The following is a 5,559-nucleotide window of genomic DNA, read 5'->3' on the forward strand; positions in this document are numbered from 1 at the left end:
CCGCCCGCGCGGTAGCCGCGCTCTGCGTGGTGGGGAGGTGCGCTGCCGAGCATCGGCAGGCGCCGCCCGCGCGGTAGCCGCGCTCTGCGTGGTGGGGAGGTGCGCTGCCGAGCATCGGCAGGCGCCGCCCGCGCGGTAGGTCCGTCGGCGCGGCATCATGGCCGCATGAGGCACCGTCTCCCGTTCTCCGTGCACGACCTGACGGGGGCCCTCTGGTCGCTCGTGTCGACGACGGCGGGCCTGGCACTCGCGATCTGGATCGTGCCCGGGGTGCGGATCACGTCGTGGTGGTCGGTGGTCCTCGCGGCGCTCGTGGTCGGTGTCGGTGACGCGTTGCTGCGTCCTGTGTGGCGGGTCGTCGCGGGTCGTGCCGGTGTGCTCGGCGCTCTGGTCTCGGGGTTGGCGGGGCAGGTGCTCGTGGCGTGGCTGGCCCTGACGTACCTGCCGGGCTTCGAGACCGACGACTGGGGCAGCGTCGTGGCGGTGCTGGTGCTGGCGGCGTTCTTCATGGCGATCGGCCGGTGGGCGATCGGCGCGAGCGACAACGAGTACGTGATAGACCATCTGCTCCGGCGTGCGCGCCGGGCGCAGCGAGCGGAGGCGCGTCGTGCCCGGTCCCGCGCAGATGCTCCGGGCGATCGGCTCGCCGCCGAGACGGACGAGCCGGTCGAGGGTGCGCGACCTGCACGCGCAGGCCTCCTGGTCGTCCAGCTCGACGGTGTCGCGCGCGAGACGTTCGACCACGCGGTCCAGGCGGGGCTGGCCCCGAACCTCGCACGCTGGCTCGGGTCCGGCTCCCACCGGCTCGAGTCGTGGTGGGCGCGCGTGCCGTCGACGACCCCTGCGAGCCAGGCCGGGCTGCTGCACGGGACGAGCGAGCACGTGCCGGCCTTCCGCTGGTGGGACCGCGCGCAGGGGCGCCTGGTGGTGACGAACCGGCCGGCGGACGCGGCCCAGGTCGAGGCGCTCATGAGCGACGGGCGGGGGCTGCTCGCGGACGGCGGGGTCGCGGTCTCGACCATGTTCTCGGGCGACGCCTCGACGAACCTGCTCGTCATGAGCCGGGCGGGTGCGGGCCTGGGGCCGGGGCAGCTCTTCGTGCACTTCTTCTCGAGCCCGTTCGTCCTGGTCCGGGCTCTCGTGGCGACCGTGGGGGAGTTCTTCAAGGAGCTCTACCAAGGGTGGCAGCAGGCCGTGCGCGACGTCGTGCCGCGCGTCTCGCGTCTGGGGGCCTACCCGGTCCTGCGTGCGGTCTCGAACGTCGTCCTGCGTGACCTCAACACCTCGCTCGTCGCCGAGCAGCTCGTGCGCGGGGCGCCCGTGGTGTTCGTGGACCTCGTGGACTACGACGAGATCGCGCACCACGCGGGGCCGCTGCGCCCCGAGGCGATGCGGGCGCTCGAGGGGCTCGACCGGGTCGTGGGCCTGTGGGAGCAGGTCGCGCAAGTCGCTCCGCGCCGCTACGAGATCGTCGTGCTGTCCGACCACGGCCAGTCGCTCGGTGCGACGTTCGAGCAGGTCGTGGGTCGTTCGTTCCTCGACGAGGTGCGCCGCCTCATGGCGGTCGTCCCCGCTGCGGGCGAGCGGCGCCGTCGGGCGTCCGGGGTGCGGTCGCCCGCGTCGGCGGACTCCGAGGCGTGGGGCGCGGTCAACACCGCGCTCAACGCGCTCGGGCGCAGCGACGCCGAGGGGGCGAGGGGTGGTCGCGTCATGGTCGGCCCCGACCGCGAGCCCGGGTCCGCGGGCCCGGGCGACCTGCCCGAGGTGGCGGTCGTCGGCTCGGGGAACCTGGGCCTCGTGTGGTTTCCGCGCTCCCCGGCGCGGCTCGTGGGCGACGAGATCCGGGCACGCTGGCCCGCGCTCGTGCCGGGCCTGGTCGCGAACCCGGCCGTGGGGGTCGTCGTCGTGCAGGAGAGCGGGCCCGTGCAGGGCGAGGTGCCCGACGTCGTCGCGTACGGCCCGGCGGGCAGCCGCCACCTGGTCACGGGAGAGGTCCACGGGCAGGACCCGCTCGCCCCGTACGGGCCGCGGGCAGCGCCCGACCTGCTGCGGGCCGCCTCGCTCGAGCACGCGGGAGACCTGCTGCTGGTCTCGAGCGTCGACGACGCGGGGCTGGTGCACGCGTTCGAGGGCCTGGTCGGCTCGCACGGCGGCCTGGGCGGCGCCCAGAACGAGGCCATGCTGCTGTACCCCGCGAGCCTGCGCGTCATGGGGGCACGCGAGGACGTGGGCGGGACCCGCATGCTCGTGGGCGCCGAGGCCGTGCACGGCGAGCTCGTCGGGTGGCTGCGGGAGCTGGGGGTCAGGACATGACCGGGGCGGCACCCGGGCTGCGGGTCACGTGGCTGGGGCACTCGACGGTCGTGCTCGACGTCACGACGCCCGACGGTGACGTGCGCATCGTGACCGACCCTCTGCTCAGGCGTCACGCCGGGCTGCTGCGCCGACGCGGTGTGCGGCCCGCCGAGGTGTGGCGCGGCGCCGACGCGGTGCTCCTCTCGCACCTGCACCACGACCATGCGGAGCTCGGCTCGCTGCGTCTCCTGGGCGACGCCCCGGTCCTCACGGCGCCTGCGAACGCGCGCTGGCTGCGCGCGAAGGGGCTCCCGGGCGTCGCCCTCGGCGCGGGGCCCGAGCACGACGACCGGCCCCTCGTGGGGCCCGTGCCGGGACGCCCGCGCGGCCCTCTGCCCGCCTCTGCGGGGAGCGAGCACGGGGCCTGGCACGACGTCGGAGCGCACGTCCGCGTGCACCTCACGCCCGCGGTGCACGGGCACCGGCCCATGCCGCACCGGCCCAACGCCGCGGTGGGGCACCTGGTGCAGACGGACCGCTGGACGCTGTGGGCCGTGGGCGACACCGAGGCCTACCCGGGCATGGCGCACCTGCCGGCGCTCGCGGGCGGGCCCGTCGACGTCGCGCTCGTGCCGGTCGCGGGCTGGGGGCCGCGGCTCTCGGGCGGTCATCTGGGGCCGGTCGAGGCCGCGCACGTGTGCGCGACCGTCGGGGTGCGGGTCGCGATCCCGGTGCACTGGGGCACGCTGCACACGCCGGGCGGGCAGAACCTGCCGCGCGGGTGGATGGACCACGCGGGGGCGGCGTTCGCCGCGGCGGTGCACCGGTGGGCCCCCGGGACGCGGGCGGTCGTGCTGCGGCCGGGGGAGTCGTGGGAGGGATAGGGGCGGGGGCGTGGGGCGGGGCGCGCCGACGGGGCGCCGGCCCCGGCGGTTTCCCGCGCGGGCCCGGGGCGGGCGGCGGCGACACGCCGCACCGCGAGGGTTCACTCGAACAGGTGTTCGGGTAGAGTTGTGCACAGCACGAGCTGACCGTCCGTCGTCCACAGGCAGGACCAGGGGGACGGTGAGTGTCAGTGGCGGCACGTACCGTCGGGACACGACACAGGCTTCCTGAACACACTCTCGGCACGGTTCCGTGCCCCGCACGCAAAGGTGAGCGACATGCCCGCACCCGCAGACCGCGAGAAGGCGCTCGAAGCCGCCCTCGCCCAGATCGACCGCAACTTCGGCAAGGGCTCGGTGATGCGCCTCGGCGAGGAGGGGCGTGCGCCCGTCGAGGTGATCCCCACCGGGTCGATCGCCCTGGACATCGCGCTCGGCATCGGCGGACTCCCTCGCGGTCGCGTCGTGGAGATCTACGGCCCCGAGTCCAGCGGCAAGACGACCGTCGCCCTGCACGCCGTCGCGAGCGCGCAGCGAGCCGGTGGTATCGCGGCGTTCATCGACGCCGAGCACGCGCTGGACCCCGAGTACGCGAAGAAGCTCGGCGTCGACACCGACGCGCTGCTCGTCTCGCAGCCGGACACCGGTGAGCAGGCCCTCGAGATCACGGACATGCTGATCCGCTCGGGCGCCATCGACATCATCGTCATCGACTCGGTCGCGGCCCTCGTGCCCAAGGCCGAGATCGAGGGCGAGATGGGCGACAGCCACGTCGGCCTCCAGGCCCGCCTCATGTCGCAGGCGCTGCGCAAGCTCACCGGTGCCCTGAGCCAGTCCGGCACCACGGCGATCTTCATCAACCAGCTCCGCGAGAAGATCGGCGTGTTCTTCGGCACGCCCGAGACCACGACCGGTGGCAAGGCGCTCAAGTTCTACGCGTCGATCCGGCTCGACATCCGCCGCATCGAGACGCTCAAGGAGGGCACCGACGCGGTCGGCAACCGCACGCGCGTCAAGGTCGTCAAGAACAAGATGGCCCCGCCCTTCAAGCAGGCCGAGTTCGACATCCTGTACGGCGTCGGCATCTCCCGCGAGGGGGGCCTGATCGACATGGGCGTCGAGCACGGCTTCGTGCGCAAGTCCGGGTCGTGGTTCACCTACGGCGGCGACCAGCTCGGCCAGGGCAAGGAGAACGCGCGCTCGTTCCTGCGCGACAACCCGGACCTCGCCAACGAGCTCGAGAAGCGCATCAAGGAGAAGCTCGGCGTCGGGGCCAAGGTCGACGCGCCGGCGGACCCCGCAGCGGTCGCCGAGCCGGTCGCCCCCGTGGCGGCCCCCGCCGGTAAGGGCAAGAAGGCCGTCCTCTGATCGTCGACGACCCGCTGGACCGCATGCCCGAGTGGGCGCGTCCCCTTCCCGGTGAGGAAGGGGACGCGCCCGTCGGTGCTTCCGGCACCGGTGGCACGTCTGGGACCGCTGGCACGTCCGGTGCGGGAGGTGCCGCCAGGAACGGAGGGGCAGCCCGCTCGGCGTCGGGTGCCGCTGCGGGGCGGGCCACCGGAGGGAGCTCGTCGCTCGCACGCGGGACCTCGCGGTCGCGGGACGGGAGCGGTTCGTCGGGGCGTGGCGGGTTCGGGCAGCGCAGCTCGTCCGGGTTCGGCAGCAGCGGGCTGAGCGGCGGGTTCGGCTCGACGTCCTCGAAACGGAGCACGGGCGGGGGGCGCCGCAAGGAGTACTCGGGGGAGCGCAAGGAGCGCAAGCCCCGCCCCACGGTCGCCGACCGTGTCGAGTCGGGAGCGCTCGCCGGTGCCGAGCTCACCGAGCACGCACGCGAGGCGATCCTGCGGACCCTGACCGCAGCCCCCAAGAGCAGGCGCCAGCTCCTGGACGCCATGACCCGCAAAGGCTACCCGCCCGAGGTCCTCGAACCGATCCTCGAGCGCTTCGAGGAGGTCGGCCTCGTCGACGACGCCGAGTACGCCGGGATGCTCGTCCGCACCCGTCACGGGGAGCGGGGGCTCTCGCGCCGCGCCATCGCGCAGGAGCTGCGGCGCAAGGGCATCGACGACGACACCGCGACCGAGGCCCTCGACCAGGTCGACGAGGACGACGAGGCAGAGGCCGCCCGCGACCTGGTCCAGCGGCGCCTCGCCCGCACGACCGGTCTCGACCTCGAGGTCCGCACCCGACGCATCGTCGGGATGCTGGCACGCAAGGGGTACAGCCCGTCGCTCGCGCTCAGCCTGGTCCGTGAGGAGCTGGCCCGCGAGGGGGAGTCGCCGGACGACGACGAGCCCTTCGGCGGGTTCGACGACCTCTGAGGGCGAGCGACGCCGTCGGGCCCCGATCTTCAGCGCAGCGGTGGGGGGGGGGGCGGGGG

The 5,559-nt window shown here is 74.4% G+C and carries 4 protein-coding genes; all 4 read left to right on the plus strand.

Going from position 1 to position 5,559, the window contains the following annotated elements:
• Window positions 1-165 precede the first annotated feature (165 nt).
• A complete protein-coding gene (locus H9652_RS07120; RefSeq protein ID WP_191795632.1) occupies window positions 166-2,313 on the plus strand; it encodes a phage holin family protein in 2,148 nt (715 codons plus the stop codon).
• Window positions 2,310-3,179 (plus strand): MBL fold metallo-hydrolase, encoded by an 870-nt coding sequence (locus H9652_RS07125; RefSeq protein ID WP_191795633.1) that lies wholly within the window; start codon window positions 2,310-2,312, stop codon window positions 3,177-3,179. The genes H9652_RS07120 and H9652_RS07125 overlap by 4 nt, the downstream gene beginning before the upstream one ends.
• A 279-nt stretch (window positions 3,180-3,458) precedes the next feature.
• Window positions 3,459-4,547 carry a recombinase RecA gene (gene recA, locus H9652_RS07130; protein ID WP_138824760.1) on the plus strand — a complete coding sequence of 363 codons (1,089 nt, stop codon included), beginning with the start codon at window positions 3,459-3,461 and terminating at the stop codon, window positions 4,545-4,547.
• A gap of 23 nt (window positions 4,548-4,570) precedes the next feature.
• A complete protein-coding gene (locus tag H9652_RS19680; protein ID WP_225227867.1) occupies window positions 4,571-5,500 on the plus strand; it encodes a regulatory protein RecX in 930 nt (309 codons plus the stop codon).
• Window positions 5,501-5,559: the final 59 nt, after the last annotated feature.

This window comes from Oerskovia rustica (assembly GCF_014836555.1).
GTDB classification, from domain to species: Bacteria; Actinomycetota; Actinomycetes; order Actinomycetales; family Cellulomonadaceae; genus Oerskovia; species Oerskovia rustica.

What these genes read in the sequence shown, in the direction of transcription:
- recA (WP_138824760.1), top strand. Translation starts at nt 3,459, where the DNA reads ATGCCCGCACCCGCAGACCGCGAGAAGGCGCTCGAAGCCGCCCTCGCC.
- H9652_RS19680 (WP_225227867.1), top strand. Translation starts at nt 4,571, where the DNA reads ATGCCCGAGTGGGCGCGTCCCCTTCCCGGTGAGGAAGGGGACGCGCCC.
- H9652_RS07120 (WP_191795632.1), top strand. Translation starts at nt 166, where the DNA reads ATGAGGCACCGTCTCCCGTTCTCCGTGCACGACCTGACGGGGGCCCTC.
- H9652_RS07125 (WP_191795633.1), top strand. Translation starts at nt 2,310, where the DNA reads ATGACCGGGGCGGCACCCGGGCTGCGGGTCACGTGGCTGGGGCACTCG.